Source organism: Paenibacillus sp. Leaf72, assembly GCF_001422685.1.
GTDB lineage: Bacteria > Bacillota > Bacilli > Paenibacillales > Paenibacillaceae > Pristimantibacillus.
On record NZ_LMLV01000001.1, the window covers coordinates 1258879 to 1276975 of the forward strand.

16 protein-coding genes and 1 riboswitch are annotated in these 18097 nt (G+C 49.5%); of the genes, 4 read left to right on the plus strand and 12 right to left on the minus strand.

Annotated features, from left to right (window positions below):
* Positions 1-106 precede the first annotated feature (106 nt).
* Together ASF12_RS05480 and ASF12_RS05485 are read left to right on the plus strand one after the other, a co-directional pair.
* Entirely contained in the window at positions 107-952 is an 846-nt protein-coding gene (locus tag ASF12_RS05480) for a DUF6973 domain-containing protein (protein WP_056030588.1), read from the plus strand.
* A gap of 102 nt (positions 953-1054) precedes the next feature.
* A complete protein-coding gene (locus tag ASF12_RS05485; RefSeq protein WP_056030592.1) occupies positions 1055-1522 on the plus strand; it encodes a hypothetical protein in 468 nt (155 codons plus the stop codon).
* Positions 1523-1684: 162 nt separating this feature from the next.
* Here ASF12_RS05485 and purD read toward each other — a convergent pair whose 3' ends face one another.
* From purD to purE, 12 genes are all read right to left on the minus strand, one after another.
* A complete protein-coding gene (gene purD / locus ASF12_RS05490; RefSeq protein WP_056030595.1) occupies positions 1685-2950 on the minus strand; it encodes a phosphoribosylamine--glycine ligase in 1266 nt (421 codons plus the stop codon).
* Positions 2951-2965: 15 nt separating this feature from the next.
* Positions 2966-4516 carry a bifunctional phosphoribosylaminoimidazolecarboxamide formyltransferase/IMP cyclohydrolase gene (purH, locus tag ASF12_RS05495; RefSeq protein ID WP_056030598.1) on the minus strand — a complete coding sequence of 517 codons (1551 nt, stop codon included), beginning with the start codon at positions 4514-4516 and terminating at the stop codon, positions 2966-2968.
* A 69-nt stretch (positions 4517-4585) separates the two neighbouring features.
* Complete coding sequence (gene purN, locus ASF12_RS05500; RefSeq protein WP_056030601.1) at positions 4586-5212, minus strand: phosphoribosylglycinamide formyltransferase; 627 nt, start codon at positions 5210-5212, stop codon at positions 4586-4588.
* A complete protein-coding gene (purM, locus tag ASF12_RS05505; protein WP_056030604.1) occupies positions 5212-6255 on the minus strand; it encodes a phosphoribosylformylglycinamidine cyclo-ligase in 1044 nt (347 codons plus the stop codon). Before purM ends, purN begins: the two co-directional genes overlap by 1 nt.
* Positions 6256-6378: 123 nt before the next feature.
* On the minus strand, positions 6379-7857 hold the full coding sequence (gene purF, locus ASF12_RS05510) for an amidophosphoribosyltransferase (protein WP_056030607.1): 1479 nt from the start codon (positions 7855-7857) through the stop codon (positions 6379-6381).
* Positions 7842-10085, minus strand: a complete 2244-nt coding sequence (purL, locus tag ASF12_RS05515; protein ID WP_056030610.1) for a phosphoribosylformylglycinamidine synthase subunit PurL — start codon at positions 10083-10085, stop codon at positions 7842-7844. Before purL ends, purF begins: the two co-directional genes overlap by 16 nt.
* A complete protein-coding gene (purQ, locus tag ASF12_RS05520; protein WP_056030613.1) occupies positions 10063-10758 on the minus strand; it encodes a phosphoribosylformylglycinamidine synthase subunit PurQ in 696 nt (231 codons plus the stop codon). Before purQ ends, purL begins: the two co-directional genes overlap by 23 nt.
* Positions 10759-10761: 3 nt before the next feature.
* Positions 10762-11004 carry a phosphoribosylformylglycinamidine synthase subunit PurS gene (purS, locus tag ASF12_RS05525; RefSeq protein ID WP_056030616.1) on the minus strand — a complete coding sequence of 81 codons (243 nt, stop codon included), beginning with the start codon at positions 11002-11004 and terminating at the stop codon, positions 10762-10764.
* Positions 11005-11195: 191 nt separating this feature from the next.
* Positions 11196-12095, minus strand: a complete 900-nt coding sequence (locus tag ASF12_RS05530) for a phosphoribosylaminoimidazolesuccinocarboxamide synthase (RefSeq protein WP_056030626.1) — start codon at positions 12093-12095, stop codon at positions 11196-11198.
* Between the two features lie 16 nt (positions 12096-12111).
* Positions 12112-13407: an adenylosuccinate lyase gene (gene purB, locus ASF12_RS05535; RefSeq protein WP_056030629.1), complete on the minus strand. Its 1296-nt coding sequence runs from the start codon at positions 13405-13407 to the stop codon at positions 12112-12114.
* A 4-nt stretch (positions 13408-13411) separates the two neighbouring features.
* Positions 13412-14596: a 5-(carboxyamino)imidazole ribonucleotide synthase gene (gene purK / locus ASF12_RS05540; RefSeq protein ID WP_155972949.1), complete on the minus strand. Its 1185-nt coding sequence runs from the start codon at positions 14594-14596 to the stop codon at positions 13412-13414.
* Complete coding sequence (gene purE / locus ASF12_RS05545) at positions 14596-15081, minus strand: 5-(carboxyamino)imidazole ribonucleotide mutase (RefSeq protein ID WP_046231578.1); 486 nt, start codon at positions 15079-15081, stop codon at positions 14596-14598. The genes purK and purE overlap by 1 nt, the downstream gene beginning before the upstream one ends.
* Positions 15082-15295: 214 nt before the next feature.
* Positions 15296-15395, minus strand: a riboswitch (purine riboswitch).
* A 460-nt stretch (positions 15396-15855) separates the two neighbouring features.
* Here purE and ASF12_RS05550 point away from each other — a divergent pair.
* Positions 15856-17178: a hypothetical protein gene (locus tag ASF12_RS05550; RefSeq protein WP_056030635.1), complete on the plus strand. Its 1323-nt coding sequence runs from the start codon at positions 15856-15858 to the stop codon at positions 17176-17178.
* Positions 17175-18077, plus strand: coding sequence for a TolB family protein (locus ASF12_RS05555; RefSeq protein ID WP_056030638.1), 903 nt, complete (start codon positions 17175-17177; stop codon positions 18075-18077). The genes ASF12_RS05550 and ASF12_RS05555 overlap by 4 nt, the downstream gene beginning before the upstream one ends.
* Positions 18078-18097: the final 20 nt, after the last annotated feature.

Consider the following 18097-nt stretch of genomic DNA (forward strand, 5'->3'; position numbering starts at 1 on the left):
TTATATAAATATCCCATTTATAATCTTTAAAATTAAAACTATTGTATTCTATTGAATAATATGGTAGTTTTTAATAGTATCATAATTTGGAAGGAGAGTAATAAAATTGAGAAAGAAGTTACTGACAAAGGCTATAGTACTATCTGTTCTGTCCGCTTCGTTACTACTACCAGGAAACTCATATGCTAATAATTCCGAAAGTAACGGAAAAGTTTTAATCACTGATGCTGTTTATGCTAGCATTATTGAAGAAGCTTCTGAAACTGATTTAGAAGTAATGAAAAGCGAGATTAAAGCTCAACTTGAATCAAATAGAAGCGGATCTTCTGATAATTTTGAAGAATTAAGCAAGTACTTAGAACAAGGTGATATTGAGTTTATTTACAGCATAATCGAGTTAAAAAAAGAAAATTCCCAGCTTAGCCCTGAGGAAATTGTTGAAATTGTATTCCCTATGCAAAGTAAAGCTCAAACTTTTAGTGGAATACAATTACAGGCATCACGTGAATCTAATACAGGCTGGAGCGCGTTAACAACTGCTGAAAAATGGTTAGTTGCTCTTTATCCTGCTGAAGCTTTAATCGTGAACGCAGCGAAAAATAATACTGATGCGATTACAATTGGACGTTATCCAGGTTGGTTAGATGGAGACAAGGGTAATGCATTTAGACACGCTCTGTGGAATGCAATAATGACATTAAATATTGGAAGAGTATTAGCAGAACAGTTTGGTACTGCTCATGAAAATACTGGAGATACTGATTCCGAATTAAGAAATAAGTCTTGGTTCGGATTCAATGGATTGCAACATAAACAAATGGATTTGCATAACAATCAGAAGGGGAGAGACACTGTAAACTGGTACGATGTTCCCTTCGCTGTCTCAAATACCGACTTAGCAAATAGGGTTCAAACGAAAATAAATAATAATGAGATGATTATACTATACTAATTTCTACTCAATAAAATTCCGACTCAACTATAAACAGTTTAGGAAGGATATTTAAAGTCATATGTTATACTTATTTATTAGTAATGCGAATAGGAGGAGCATATGAAAAAAAACATAAAAAGTAGATGGATAGCAGTTGGTCTAATCGCTATAGCGGCTATAGCGGCTATAGCGATTTTAGTGTTCTTCCTTATTACATATGAAAGACTCCCTGAAAATTCTCATATTATTAATCAGAATATGATGAAGTTGAAGGATGACAATCGCTCCGTCCCATTCACTGAGTTGACTCCGTTTGTTTGGGATAAAGCTTATGTACTTGATAATCCTTTCTACAATGGGCAAGCAATAGATGAAATTGTCGGGGTCACCACTCACTTAGATAGGTTAGAAACGGATCATAGACGCAGAATTGTTTTCGTGAATCAAGGTAAGTTTGTATATGATTACATTTATGATTTCAGTGCTTTCACCTATAAACCTTTTGGCATAATCGAACTTACACCAAGCAGCACGATTCGTGTACTAAAAGGAACTTCTAAAGCTCTCATTATAGAAGTAAAGTCATGATGTTGATAAACGTAATAAAGCCGCACATTGGCGACTTTCAGCATTAAAAAATACATTGGATAGACTAACAGGTATGATCTCTCGCTTTTAAAGAGAAATCATACCTGTTTTTTTAGCATACTCAAATCATATAAAGATCGCTTTCTAGCTAAAAGAAACTTCTTAAACCAGCGCTTTCGCCGCAATATCCGAACGGCTCTGCATGCCTTCGAAATGAATAACGCCCACCGCATCATAAGCACGCGCACGCGCTTCTGCGATGTCACGGCCGCGGCCGACAACGCCTAGCACGCGTCCGCCACTCGTTACGAACTGACCGTCCTTCTCAGCTGTTCCAGCATGGAACACAAGCGCGCCTTGCGCTTCGGCTTTCGCCAGCCCTTCAATAACGCGGCCTTTCGGATATGAAGCCGGATAACCCTCGGAAGCCATAATGACGCAGACCGCTGCCTCATCGCTCCAAGTAATATCCAACTGCTCCAGCCTGCCGTTCAGCGAGGCCAAAACGATGTCGACAAGATCGGTTTCCAGACGCGGAAGCACAACCTGTGTTTCCGGATCGCCCATGCGTGCATTAAACTCGATCGTTTTCGGGCCATCCTTCGTAATCATCAGACCGGCGAACAATACGCCGCGGAACGGGCGGCCTTCGCTGACCATCGCTTTCGCCGTTGGAATAATAATGTTCGCAATCGACTCGTCGATAATCGCCTGATCAATATGCGGCAGCGGCGTATATGTGCCCATACCGCCCGTATTCGGGCCTTTATCGCCGTCGAAAATCGGCTTGTGATCCTGTGCCGGCACCATCGCCCGCACCGTCTCGCCATCTACGAAAGCAAGGATGGACATTTCCTGTCCTTCCAAGAACTCCTCGATCACGATTTGGTTGCCCGCATCGCCAAACACTTTATCCAGCATCGCTTCTTTCAGCGCCTGCTGTGCTTCTTCCATCGTAAAGGCCACCGTTACGCCCTTGCCTGCCGCAAGTCCGTCCGCCTTAATGACGATTGGCGTCTGCTGTGCCTGCAAATAAGCAGAAGCCGCCTCATATTCGGTAAACGTCTCATATTTAGCCGTCGGAATATTATATTTCTTGAGCAAATTTTTCATGAAAATTTTGCTGCCTTCAATTTCCGCTGCCGCTTTATTCGGTCCATATACCGGAATTTGATGCGCTTCGAACGCATCGACGATGCCGTCAGCTAGCGGATCATCCGGACCGATGAATACGAGATCGATAGCCGCATCTTTCGCAAACTCCACCAGCTCGTCAAATTGATTGACAGCCAGCGGCACGCATTCTGCCAGCTGCGCGATGCCTGCATTGCCCGGCGCACAATAGATGCTGCGGACCTTCTCGCTTTTTTTCAGCGCCCATACGATCGCATGCTCGCGGCCGCCGCCGCCTACTACTAAAATTCGCATCTTGTCAGCTCCCTCTTAATGCTTGAAATGACGAACGCCAGTCAGTACCATGGCAATGTTGTTGGCATTTGCTGCGGCAATCGATTCGGCATCTTTAATAGAGCCGCCCGTTTGGATAATCGCCGTAATGCCAGCTTTTGCTGCCAGCTCAACCGTATCGCCCATTGGGAAAAAGGCATCCGATGCCAGTACAGCGCCAGCGGACTGCGCACCAGCCTGCTCAATTGCGATGCGAGCAGCGCCTACGCGGTTCATTTGGCCTGCGCCTACGCCAATCGTCATATTATTTTTCGCCAGCAAAATCGCATTCGATTTCACATGCTTCACGACTTTCCAGCCGAACAGCAATTGCTTCAGCTCTTCCTCAGTCGGCTTGCGGTCGGTTACGAATTGCAGGTCTGCTTCCGTCAGGCTGCGAACATCGCTTTCCTGTACGAGCATGCCGCCGTCAACCGTCGTCACGAGCAGCTCAGGCTTGCGGTCAGCCGCAGCAACGGAAAGCTCGCCGAGCTTCATGAGGCGAATGTTTTTCTTTTTTGTCAAAATATCAAGCGCTTCCGGCGTAAAGTCCGGGGCAATAATAATTTCAAGGAAAATTTGGCCCAGCAGCTCAGCTGTGTCTGCGCCGATCACGCGGTTCGCCGCAACGATGCCGCCAAAGATGGAAGTCGGATCAGCCGCATACGCTTTTTGATATGCTTCATGAATGTCAGCGCCAGTACCTACGCCGCAAGGATTCATATGCTTAACGGCAACTACAGCCGGCTCATCAAATTCCTTTACAATCGCAAGCGCAGCGTTTGCATCATTAATGTTATTGTAGGACAGCTCTTTGCCGTGCAATTGCTCTGCTGTCGTAATGTTGCCTGCCGAAGCGAGCGGCTTGCTGTAGAAAGCAGCCTTCTGGTGCGGGTTCTCGCCGTAGCGGAGATCCTGTACTTTTTCGTAAGTAACGGTATAGCTTTCTGGAAGCTCTTCGCCTGTCTGCTTGGACAAATATTCAGCAATCAGCGTATCGTAAGCAGCCGTATGGCGGAATACTTTCGCCGTCAAGCGCTTGCGCGTTTCAAGCGTCGTGTCGCCGCCTGCTTTGACTTCTTCCAGCACAGCCGCATAATCCGCAGCGTCTACGACAACGGTAACGAATGCATGGTTTTTCGCAGCTGAACGCAGCATTGTTGGACCGCCGATATCGATGTTTTCAATCGCATCCGCATATTCCACATCGGGCTTCGCAATCGTCTGCTTGAACGGGTACAGATTCACGACAACGAGGTCGATGTAGCTGAGACCCAGCTCTTCCATCACCTTTTGGTGCTCTGCATCGTCGCGAACAGCGAGCAGGCCGCTATGAACAGCAGGATGCAGCGTTTTGACGCGTCCATCCAAAATTTCCGGGAAGCCCGTCACATCGGAAATGCCGATGACCGGAATGCCCTCTTTTTCCAGCAAGCTGAACGTTCCGCCTGTCGAAATAATTTCTACGCCTTGGCTTGCCAGCTCACGCGAAAACTCCACAATACCCGTCTTATCAGATACGCTGATTAATGCTCTACGAATAGCCATTCCACAAAGCCCTCCTTTTTGTCTTAACCCGGTTACGCTCTAACTACTTTTATCGTTATGAATGCCCAATCACTCAGCTTGCTTGTTCACATCGATCCGCACCAAACGTCCGTCCAAATGAACCCGTCCGCCAGCAATTTGCCGCACGACCTGCGGGAGCAGCTGCTGCTCGGCCGCATGAATGCGTACCGCAAGCTCATCCTCCGACTCGCCGTCCGCAATGCCGACTGCCTGCTGGGCAATAATCGGGCCGCTGTCGAGGCCGCCGTCCACATAATGCACGGTGACGCCCGTCAGCTTCACGCCGTAATCAAGCGCCTGGCGAATCGCATTAATGCCGGGAAACGCTGGCAGCAATGAAGGATGGATATTGATCATCCGCCCATAGAAAGGCTCCACCAGCACTGGCGTAATGATGCGCATATAGCCTGCCAGTACAATAAGCTCAATGCCACGGCGCTCAAGCTCCGCCAAAATCACGCTGTCATGCGCTTCGCGGGACGGATAGTCCTTCGGCTTAAAAACGAACGTTTCTACGCCAGCCTTGCGCGCCCGCTCGATAACCGGCGCAGACGGCTTATCACAAACAAGAAGCTCGATAGTTGCATCGAGCTCCCCCTGCCATGCCGCATCGGCCAAGGCTTGAAAATTTGTGCCTTGACCAGATGCAAATACGGCTATACGCTTCGCTGCCATTACACCGTCGCTCCTGTAAACGTGACGATGCGGCTGCCTTCCGTTACTGTTCCAATGCGGTAAGCTTTCTCGCCAAGCTCATTTGCTACGCGAAGCGCTTCTTCCGCTTCATCAGCCGGTACAACAACTACGAGGCCAATTCCCATATTAAACGTCGTGAACATGTCACGATTCGTAATCGAACCTTTTTCCTGCATTAAGCCAAAAATGTTGTGGATCGGCCAAGAGCCGTATTCCACATTTACGTTTACGCCTTCCGGCAATACACGCGGAATGTTCTCGATGAAGCCGCCGCCTGTAATATGCGCCATGCCTTTCACCTTCACTTGCTCAATCAGCTTAAGCGCCGATTTCACATAAATGCGCGTTGGCTCGATCAATACATCGCCAAGCTTCGCGCCATCAAGCTCTGCCAGCTCCTGATCAAGCGCATAACCGCTTTCTTCCAGCAGCAATCTGCGAACGAGCGAATAGCCATTGCTGTGAATGCCGCTTGACGCAAGGCCAATGACTGCGTCTCCGGGCGCAATGGTCGTGCCGTCGATGATCTTTTTCTTATCGACAACGCCGACCGTAAAGCCCGCGATATCGTATTCGTCGCCTTGGTACATGCCCGGCATTTCCGCCGTCTCGCCGCCGATGAGTGCACAGCCTGCCTGTACGCAGCCGTCTGCAATGCCTTTGACTACCGCTTCGATTTTCTCCGGCACAACTTTGCCGCAAGCGAGGTAATCGAGGAAGAACAAGGGCTCAGCGCCTTGTACAATGATGTCGTTGACGCACATGGCAACCGCATCGATACCGATCGTGTCATGCTTGTCCATTGCAAAAGCCAGCTTCAGCTTTGTGCCAACACCATCTGTTCCCGATACGAGCACCGGCTCCTCATATTTATCCTTGTTTAGGCCGAACAGGCCGCCAAAGCCGCCAAGATCCGTCAGCACCTCAGGACGGAACGTCTTCTTGACATGCTTCTTCATTCTTTCGACCGCTTCGTTGCCAGCCGCTATATCGACGCCAGCTTTTTTATACGCTTCTGCCACATCGTTCAACCCCTTTATCGTAGCCGCCAAGCCGGCACGCCTGAACCAGGCGCGCACGCATGCAGCACTATTAATCCTAATTACACAAGCAATGCTTCATGCTGCAGCCAGACTGCCTTAAGTCTAGCAGCTGCAGCTTTTGTCCGATTCCTCATCCACAGGCGTCGGGTAATCATTATCAAAGCAGCCGAGGCACATGCCGCGGTTATAAGCACCGTCATTGCCGCCAACCGAATCGATAAAGCCGCTGTCGCTAAGGAAGGACAGCGAATCCGCATTGATCAACTCGCAAATTTCCTGCACGGTGCGGGAAGAAGCAATAAGCTCATCGCGGCTTGGCGTATCAATGCCGTAGTAGCAAGGGTTCTTGAAAGGCGGCGATGTAATTCGCACATGCACTTCCGTCGCTCCTGCTTCACGCAGCATATTGACGATCCGGCGCGACGTCGTGCCGCGAACGATCGAGTCGTCAATCATAACGACGCGTTTGCCTTCTACGACTTTGCGCACGGCGGACAGCTTCATCTTCACGCCCTGCTCGCGCAATTCCTGCGAAGGCTGGATGAACGTACGTCCGGTGTATTTATTTTTGATAAGTCCAAGCTCATAAGGAATGCCCGTCTGCTCCGCATAACCGATTGCTGCGGAAATACTGGAATCCGGCACACCCGTTACGATATCAGCATCGACGAACGATTCCATCGCGAGCTGCTTGCCCATCCGCTTGCGCGCGGAATGAATATTGATTTCATGAATGTCGCTGTCGGGACGGGCAAAATAAATATATTCCATCGCGCAGGTCGCCCGGCGCGTCACTTCCGCATAACGATCCTCTTTCATGCCATCCTGATCAAAAATAAGCAGTTCGCCCGGCTGAACGTCACGCAAATATTGGGCACCAATCGATTCAAACGCGCACGACTCGGAGGAAAACACATAACCGTCGCCAATGCGGCCTACCACGAGCGGACGAAGTCCGTTCGGATCAGAAGCGACCAATAGCTTGTCGTTCGTCATAATCAGGAAGGCGAAGCCTCCAACAATACGTTGGAGCGCTTCTTTCGCTGCCGTCACAAAATCCTTCGGCGAGCGGGCGATCAAATGCGCAATAACCTCGGTATCGCTCGTCGTCTGGAAAATAGAGCCCAGGTTTTCCAGCTCCTTGCGGATTTCCGGCGCATTTACGATATTGCCGTTCGTCGCTACCGCAAGATCGCCATCGCGATAGCGGAAGATCAGCGGCTGCGCATTCGCCAGCTTGCTCTCTCCCGCTGTCGAATAGCGCACGTGGCCGATCGAGCGATCGCCAGGGAGCCCCGCTAGGCGCTCCTTGTCGAATACTTCCTTAACGAGTCCCATGCCGCGGTGGTAGCTGAACCGATTGCGGTCCGTCGTATCGACGGTGCAAATGCCGGCCGACTCCTCGCCGCGATGCTGCAATGCATGAAGACCATAGTAGGAAAGCGATGCTGCGTCTGCATGGTTAAAGACACCAAAGACGCCGCATTCCTCGCGCAGCTTGTCGAAGAAATCCTCCCGACCGCCGCCTTGATTATAATAATCGCCTGACCAAAGCTTAGGCTGCTTTATTTCATCAGACATGGAATCGCATCCTTCCAGACCTTCTCCAGTTGTTGTACCGGCGCCTGAATGCCGGATTTGCCATTGATACTGATCGAAAGAGCAGCTCCTTTTACCGAACCGATTGCCGCGTGGGCAACGCCTTGCTCAGACAGCAATGCTTGCAGCGCTGCTGCTTGCTCCGGCTTCGCCGACAGCAAAATACGCGATTGCGATTCGCTGAACAATGCATGATCAGCGCGCAGCTCTGTATTTACATTAACTTCTGCACCAAGCTTGCCGCTTATGCAGGATTCTGCCAGCGCAGCCGCAATACCGCCTTCAGACAAGTCATGCGCCGAAGCGACCAAGCCGCTTTGAATCGCGCTCAGCACAGCGCCGAGCATCTTTTTCTCAACAGCTAGATCAATCACCGGAGGACGTCCTTCGTTCACGCCTTGCAGCACGTATTGCAGCTCGCTTCCGCCCATTTCAGCTTTCGTTTCGCCGACGAGAATGATGACGTCGCCTTCGTTTTTGAAGCCTTGAGTCGTAATATGATCGATATCATGAACGAGACCTACCATGCCGATAACCGGCGTTGGGTAAATCGCGCCTTTTGCATTTTCATTGTACAAGCTGACGTTGCCGCCGATAACTGGCGTTTCCAATACGCGGCAAGCTTCGGACATGCCGTCTGCCGATTTCTCGATCTGCCAGAATACATCCGGCTTCTCCGGGCTGCCGAAGTTCAGATTGTCCGTAATTGCCAGCGGCTCTGCGCCGGAGCATACGATGTTGCGCGCAGCTTCCGCTACGGCAATGCGTCCGCCCACTTCTGGATCAAGGTATACATAACGGCTGTTGCAATCCGTTGTCATCGCAAGTGCTTTGCGTGTACCGTTGATTGTCACGACTGCTGCGTCCGAACCCGGTTGAACCGCGGTCGACGTACGCACCATATAGTCATATTGATTGTAAACCCACTCTTTGCTTGCCACCGTTGGCGAAGCGAGAACTTTCTCAAGCGCAGCCGTCAAATCCGTTACTTCCGGATAAGCTGTTGTGTCGATTGCCGCATTTGCGCTGTAATAAGCAGGCTCCTGCGAAGGCTTGTCATAAACCGGGCACTCGTCAACGAGCGCTGTTACCGGCATATCTGCCACTTGCTCGCCTTGGTGGAACAAGCGGAGACGTCCGTCATCCGTTACTTTGCCGACTTTGGCGCAAATGATGCCCCAACGCTCGAAAATCTCTTTCGCCTGCGCTTCATGCTGCGGCTCTACAACGAAGAGCATGCGCTCTTGCGATTCGGACAGCATCATTTCGTAAGGCGTCATGCCTGTTTCGCGCTGCGGCACTTCATCGAGGTACAGCTCAAGGCCGTTGCCGGCTTTCGAAGCCATCTCGGCGCTGGAGCAAGTTAGGCCTGCTGCGCCCATATCTTGAATACCAAGCACGATGCCGGAATCGATCAGCTCAAGCGTCGCTTCCATAACCAGCTTCTCCATGAATGGATCGCCGACTTGAACCGCCGTACGCTTTTCTTCGGATTCCTCGGACAGCTCGACCGAAGCGAAGGTTGCGCCGTGAATGCCGTCGCGGCCAGTTGCCGGACCGACATAAAACACCGGGTTGCCTACCCCTTTAGCGACGCCGCGTTGGATTTTATCATGATCGATGAGGCCCACGCACATCGCGTTAACGAGCGGATTGCCCTCATAGCTCTCGTCGAACATAACCTCACCGCCGACAGTCGGGATGCCGATACAGTTGCCGTAGCCAGCGATACCGCTGACAACATTTTCGAACAAATATTTAACGCGCTCATTTTCAAGACGGCCAAAACGCAAGCTGTTCATCAAAGCAACAGGACGTGCGCCCATCGAGAAAATGTCGCGGATAATGCCGCCTACACCTGTAGCTGCGCCTTGGTAAGGCTCAACCGCGGATGGATGGTTATGCGATTCGATTTTGAATACGACCGCTTGATTGTCGCCAATATCAACGATACCCGCGCCTTCGCCTGGTCCCATTAGAACTTTAGGTCCGGTAATCGGGAATTTTTTCAAAATCGGCTTGGAGTTTTTGTAAGAGCAATGCTCCGACCACATGACGCTGAATACGCCGATCTCCGTATAGTTTGGCTGGCGGCCAAGAAATCCGCAAATCAGCTCATATTCATAATCCGTTACGCCGAACTGCGTATAAATCCGCTGATCCGCGATTTGTTCCGCTGTCGGTTCCTTAGCTGTTAACTGCTGCGCCATGCTGTTCCCTCCATGCATTCAAAATCGATGTAAACATTTTTTTGCCGTCCTCTGAGCCGAACAATTGGTTGATTGCACGCTCTGGATGCGGCATCATGCCGACTACGTTGCCGCGCTCGTTGCTCACGCCCGCGATATTCGATACCGATCCGTTCGGATTGGTGTCGCCCGCATAGCGGAAAATAATTTGCTTGTTCGCTTCCAGCTGTGCCAGCGTCGCGTCGTCGCAATAGTAGTTGCCTTCGCCGTGGGCGATCGGAATGTTGATAATATCGCCTTCCGCATACTGGTTCGTGAACGGGTTGCCATTGTTCACAACTTCCAGCGGCGTCTGATGGCAGCGGAATTTAAGGCCGCTGTTGCGAATCAAAGCGCCTGGCAGCAAGCCTGCTTCCGTAAGGATTTGGAACCCGTTGCAAATGCCGAGGATGAATTTGCCTTCCTCCGCTGCTTTCTTCACTTCATTCATGACAGGAGCAAAACGCGAAATCGCGCCGCAGCGCAGGTAATCGCCGTAGGAGAAGCCTCCTGGCACCAAAATCGCGTCAAAACCGGAAAGATCCGTCGATGTATGCCATACATACTCTACCTTTTGGCCAATCGCTTCCTCTACCGCCTTGTAACAATCAATATCACAGTTGGAACCTGGAAAAACCAGAACCGCAAACTTCATCGCCTATCCCTCCAGCTCAAAACGGTAATCTTCAACGACCGTGTTCGCAAGCAGCTTCTCGCACATTTCCTTGATGCGCTTCTCCGCTTCGCTGCGGTCGATTGCGCCCAGCTCTAGCTCCAAATATTTGCCGATCCGCACTTTTTCCACTTCGGCAAAACCCATCGAATGCAATGCTCCTTGTACAGCTGTTCCTTGCGGATCAAGTACATTTTCCTTGATTGTTACGTAGACGGTTGCTTTCATTGTTGGCCTCCTGATAATGAAAATAATAATGTAGCGCTAACGCTGCTTCGCTTTTCTTCTGCTTTAGGCGAGCACCCCACAGGCTCCCTCCAGCAAAATCGCTTTGCTTTTATCGTTTTGCTTGTATCGCTGTTGATCTATTTCTTTAGCTTGCTCTTGCTGGCTTCAACGCTGCTGCCTGCGCGGAAAAGCTAGTAGCTTTCCGCACCTGTCAAGCGGCGGTAAATATCCTGATACCGCTTCGTCGTCTCTTCGACAACCGCTTCCGGCAGCGGATCCGGCTTGCTGTTCTTGTCCCAATCCGAGCCCAGCAAATAGGTGCGCACCGGCTCCTTGTCCATGCTGTCGATCTCGATGTCATAGGCGTAATTGCCCTCTGCCCAGAAGCGCGAGGAATCTGGCGTGAAAATCTCGTCAATGAGAATCACTTTGCCGTCAATCAGGCCGAATTCGAATTTGCAATCGGCAAGAATGATGCCGCGCTCGGCGCAATAAGCGTGAGCGAACTCGTAAAGCTTGATGCTGCGGTCGCGCAGCTCTTCGGAAAGCTCGGCGCCAACCAGCTCCTGCATCCGCTCAAACGGGATATCCTCGTCGTGGCCGACGTCGTTTTTCGCCGCTGGCGTAAAGATCGGCTGCGGAAAACGCTCATTTTTGCGCATGCCTGCCGGAAGCTCGATGCCATTAATCGCAGACGTTTGCTGATATTGTCTCCAGCCGCCGCCTGTGATATAGCCGCGCACGACACATTCAATATCGATGCGCTCCGCTTTGCGAGTTACCATAATCCGGTTGCGAAGCAGCTCAGGCTCCGTAATAAGCTCGCCCAGCTTGTCCACATCGGTATGCACGACGTGGTTCGTCTGGATCGAAGCGGTCTGCTCAAACCAGAAAGCCGACAGGCGGTTAAGCACATTGCCTTTCTCCGGCACTGCCGGGTCAAGCACATAATCAAATGCCGAAATGCGATCCGTTACAACGATCAGAAAATGCTCGCCCAGATCGTAAAGCTCTCTAACCTTCCCCTTGTACAGCAGGGGCGCTTTCACATACGGCTCAGCAGTGGACAAGCTTTGAGAGATTGCAGTCATACGCCAGTAAGCCTCCTTAGTTCAATCCAAGACGGGTGAAAATCGTATCCACATGCTTCAAATGCCATGTTGGGTTAAAGCAATCGTCGATCTCTTCCGTCGACAGAAGCTCGGTAATTTCCTTCGTCGATTCAATAATGTCGCGGAATTGGCGCTGCTCTTCCCAAGCCTGCATCGCGCGCGGTTGAACGGTGTCATAAGCCTGCTCGCGGCTGAAGCCTTTGTCGATCAGCTTCGTCATGACGCGGCCGGAGAACGGCACGCCGAACGTACGCTGCATGTTGCGCTTCATATTTTCAGGGAATACTTGCAGATTGTTGATGATGTTGCCCAGACGATTCAGCATGTAGTTCAGCAGCATCGTAGCATCCGGCAAAATAACGCGCTCTGCGGACGAATGGCTAATATCGCGCTCATGCCACAGCGGAATGTTCTCGTAAGCCGTCAGCATATGTCCGCGAATAACTCTCGACAAGCCGGAAATGTTCTCGCAGCCGATTGGGTTGCGTTTGTGCGGCATAGCCGATGAACCTTTTTGACCTTTGGCGAAAGGCTCTTCCACCTCGCGGAATTCGCTCTTCTGCAAAGCGCGGATTTCCGTAGCGAACTTGTCCAGCGACGAAGCAACGAGCGCCAGTGTGCCCATGTACTCCGCATGGCGGTCACGCTGCAGCGTTTGCGTCGAAATTGGTGCAGCTTTCGTGCCCAGCTTGTTGCAGACGAACTCTTCTACGAAAGGATCGATGTTCGCGTAAGTGCCGACAGCACCGGAAATTTTGCCGTATTGCACGCCATCAGCTGCATGCAGGAAACGCTCCAGGTTGCGCTTCATCTCTTCGTGCCACAATGCCATTTTGAGGCCGAAGGTAGTTGGCTCAGCATGAACGCCATGCGTACGTCCCATCATCGGCGTATCTTTGTACTGAATCGCCTTCTCGCGCAATATCGAGATGAAACGCTCAATATCCTTTTGCAAAATCGCATTGGCTTGCAGCAGCAGGTAGCCCGTAGCCGTATCTACAACATCCGTCGATGTCAGGCCGTAGTGCACCCATTTGCGCTCAGGGCCAACCGTTTCGGATACAGCGCGCGTAAAGGCGATAACGTCATGGCGCGTATCCTGCTCGATTTCATAAATGCGGTCGATGTTGAAGCTCGCGTTTTTACGAAGCTCTTCCACGTCCTCCTTCGGAATAATGCCCAGCTCCGACCAAGCCTCGCATGCGCAAAGCTCAACCTCCAGCCATGCTTGGAACTTATTCTCCTCGGTCCAAATCGCTCTCATTTCCGGTCTGCTGTAACGCTCTAACATGTAGCTACTCCACCTTCCAAATTGTTGTTTCATCTATCCATTGCAGCGCTGCTTCCACATCTGGAGCAAGCACGTTAATGTGGCCCATTTTTCTTTTGTGAACGGCGTCCTTCTTGCCGTACAGATGCAGCTTCGGCGTTACACCGAGGCGCTCTGCCGCTTCATCCCGAGCGCCAAAACGCTGAATGATCGGCTCTACATGCTGGCCGAGCACATTCACCATCACGACTGGCGTCAGCAGCTCCGTACGCCCAAGCGGCAAATTGCATACCGCCCGTACATGCTGCTCAAACTGCGACGTATGCGCCGCTTCCATCGTGTAATGTCCGCTGTTATGCGGCCTTGGCGCCAGCTCATTCACATACAGCTCACCGTCAGCCGTCAAAAACAGCTCAACGGCGATTAATCCAACAGCGCCCAGCCCTTCGGCGATTTGCATCGCCAGCTGCTCCGCTCTGCGCTGAATGCCCTCATCGATCCGCGCCGGTACAATCGACAGATGTAGAATGTTGTCGATATGAATATTTTCCGACGCGGGGAATGCTTTCACCTCGCCCTGCGGGCTGCGCGCTGCAATGACCGACAACTCTTTTTCAAAAGAGATGAATTTCTCCAGTACCAGCTCAGTTCCAGCGCGGCTAAGCGTTTCGTACGCCTCGTCGATCTCCTCCGCGGCGCGGATGACCCATTGCCCCTTGCCGTCGTAGCCGCCCGTCGCTGTTTTTAATACGCATGGCAAGCCTAAACGTTCAGCTTCTATATGAAGCTCCGTGCTGCTGCGAATTTCGCTGTAAGGCGCAACCTTTACGCCCGCCGCCTCAATCGCCCGCTTCTCCCGCAGCCGATGCTGCGTCGTATAAAGCAGCTTGCTGCCTTGCGGCACGTAAGACTCCTTCATCAGCATCGCGGCAACTTCCGCATTCACATTTTCAAATTCATACGTAATGACATCCGAACGCTGCGCCAGCTCGCGCGCTGCCTCATGATTGTCATAAGCGCCGACTACTTGGTCTGCGACTTGTCCGCAAGGCGAATCCACCGCAGGATCAAGCGCGACGAATTTGTAGCCCATTGCGCTGCCTGCGAGCGCCATCATCCGGCCCAATTGCCCGCCGCCGAGTACGCCGATTGTGCTGCCTGGCAGCAGCGTGCGGTTGTTATCCGGCCGCTGCTTGTCTGCCTCAGCCATCATAGCGTCTCACTGCTTTCCAGCACTTCCTGCTTAACGCGCTCGCGTCTTGCGATCACGCGTGCCTGAATGTCCGGATCGAATGCCCCGAGCATCTGAGCAGCCAGCAGTCCGGCATTCGTGCCGCCTGCATTGCCGATCGCGACAGTCGCAACCGGAATACCGCCTGGCATTTGCACGATGGACAGCAGCGAGTCTAGGCCGCTGAGATTCGACGATTTGACAGGAACGCCAATAACCGGCAGCACCGTTTTGGCGGCGACCATGCCGGGAAGATGTGCAGCTCCGCCAGCCCCCGCGATAATGACCTTAAGTCCGCGCTCCGCTGCCGTTTCCGCATATTCAAACATTAAATCGGGCGTTCTGTGCGCCGATACAACCTTTTTCTCATAAGGAATTTGAAGCTCTTCCAGCACATCGCAAGCCAGTTTCATTGTATCCCAATCCGACTTGCTGCCCATGATGACGCCTACCTTCGCAGACATGCGTTCAAACCTTCTTTCATCTATATAATATAAAAACCATATAAAACCGTAACCCGAAGCTTTCCTTATCCTCTAAACTGCCCGATTCCAACAGAAAAATCCCGACAGCTACCGTAAGAGTATTAATCATACGTATGCTGCGGGACCCGAGCCAAGCGCACAGCGCAGCCTCCCGTCTTCCGGGAACCGCATGGCGCTCTTTATGCCTGAAGTTACCAGCTTCAAGCTTGCTCGTAGTCCGAAAATTGTGGTTTTCGGGTAGAAACTTTCGGGCCAATCCCCGAGATTATACGAGACCAACACTATAATGAACGGATTGCTCCGCTTCTGACCTCTTCCAGTTTATCTAATCCCCACGGGGCTGTCAACAAAATACGAACGTTAAAAAGAGTAGCTTTTATTAAAGTTCGTTTTTGGCAGGTAAAATATCATAATATGACAGGAATTTACTCGGGATTATGCACAGACAGCTATAAGGGAAGTGGATTTATGGGAGGAATATTCGCAAGTACCCCAGCTTAAAGGTGGTATTGAGCCATATGTCCGAACGAAGCATTCCTATCCCTTCCCAAACGCTGCAAGTTTAATAAAATACCGAATCTTATTGCGTTCGTCCTAAAAAACTTCTTTTTCAAAAATAATTATGCCTACGAAATTACATTAAAAATTCGAAAAATTTGTCGAAAGGATTTCTAGAGCTTTTACAGAATAAGTTTAGTACGAATGTAAATTTTATTCATATATGGAATCAGATACATTAAGGGGAGATGTAGGATGAGTATTTCATTAAAGATTGAAAGTGAATCAAAACGTACTCCTATCGCTTTAACAAACGGTCAGATTTCCGAATTCAGTTTTAAGCACAAAACACCAACAGATTCATGGGCAAAATCTACTGAAGCTTCTCACACCCTTTATATTCGAGGTAAAGCCCCTCTACGCTTATTTCCATCTGTAGCAGCCAATAGTAATAACTCCGACATGCTTTATACTTGGGCATTATCAAATGCCGGAATAGATGAGGATTATTACCGTAAATGCACCATCCTCATTATAAGAAATGAGCAAACCATTAGAAAAGTCATTTTTCCACATGCATTCGTCCATTGTTATACTGAACAAATCGATGGACGAGAAGGAACGATTAGGTTCGAGTTGGTACTTGGACAAAAACGGGATCAGTTAGACAAAGTTGAGGTTGATCCAAATTTAAAAGAAACCAATGCAGTAAAAATAATGTCGAGTAAAACTAAAGAAGATCCGTTGGTAAAGTACGGTTATAATACCAGTATACCTATGTTACTAAGCACAGCTACAACTGCATCTACAAATAAGGCAAAAGCTATAAAAGATACTAGCGGCAACTGGTGCAGAGCCACAGTAAAAGGCAAAGTCTATTCACATGCTGCTCCATGCAGCGATCCTAAACATTGCATAATGATGCCCGCGGATTTACAAAATATTTTAGACAAACCTTCAGCAAGAATTGAGTATGTATCTAAATTTTTTGAAAAGTATCAAGGGAAACACTATCCAAACCCGAGTACACAAGATATTAAAATCAATTACGGCATTGATATTATCGGATTTATGAAGTGGGAGGAACAATCTCAGAGATTTACAGATTCACCATACTGGCAGTACGTTAATGCTCAAATGATAGCCGACATCTATTGGGCTCAAGGCTCATTTATTGTAGCAAAAAATACTAAGACAGAGGAGATCTGGTCTGAAAATGAAATCAAATGGAGAAAATTCAAGACTACTCCGAATCAGGATCTTTTGTGGAAAGCACATAATGGTTCTATATTCTCTGGGCATAAGCTAGCAGTCTCAGAAGGCTATCTTGAGAAAGAAACAGCAGCAGAACAACAATTTATAAAAAATGTTATTTTCAGAGTCAGCCTCATGGAAAAGGAAGTGAATGAGATCGTCGATGTACCTTCAAACTTAGGAACGATCAATTACTTAATGGATTCAAAAACGTTCGAATATCCTAAAGATTATCCAGCTACATTTGATGATGCAGCAACTAAACCTTTTTGGGAAGTTGAAGAGTGGGTTCCTCAATATTTAATAGATAAGGCACCAAAATGAAACATCCCTATTCCATAATGCTGCTGCTCCTCATTTTACTGACAGTCGGCTGCTCCTCAAGCGATAAAGCATTTACTAATGATATTGTTGCTCGCCCTGACCACAATGGAACCCATTATTCATATGTAAACTGGTCACCTGATGGACAGCAAATCTCCTACATCCAAGATCGGAATTTATGGATCAAAAACATGAAATCAGGAAAAAGCAGAAAACTCGTTTCTGGGTCCTCTATATCTCATGCGGCTTGGATGAACGCCGATCAAATCGCCTATTTTACAACAACAGATTCTAATAGCCTACAAGGAGAGCTTGGGGCAGTCACACTTGATTCTCGTAAAAAAACCATTTTGTTCAAAAATATCGCTTGGTTTAATACTCTCTCTATCCATAATCAAATCGCCTATCTCGAAACCGGAAAACAAGGCGTTCTCAAACTCAATCTTTCCGAGAGTCTTTCCGAGCCGGACACGCTTGATCCAAACTTAACTAATGGCAGTGAGTTTGCGCTTTCACCGGATGGGAGCAAGCTGCTTTATCTGGAAAAAACAGAGGAGCGCAGCATCAACGGAATTTTCTTAAAGCAAATAAATATATATGACATTAACGAGCGTGCAACGAAACAAGTGCAGCTTTCCAAGCTTTTCGAGGTTATTTATAGCTACTGCTGGTCAGCAGACGGAAGCCATCTTGCATTTGCCGCCCAATACCCTGGGCAGCCTCCTAATCTGTACATTTATAAAATAGACAGTAAAGCCGCACCCAGCATGCTGCCATTTCCAGAAAACGCTGGTTATATGGCATGGTCGCCTACACAAAATCAAATCGTTTATACAACAGTCGGACAGCCAAGCGGAAATGAAATTAGAGTGATTGATATTCCTGATGAGCTGCTTTAATAATAATATGAAGCGGAGGA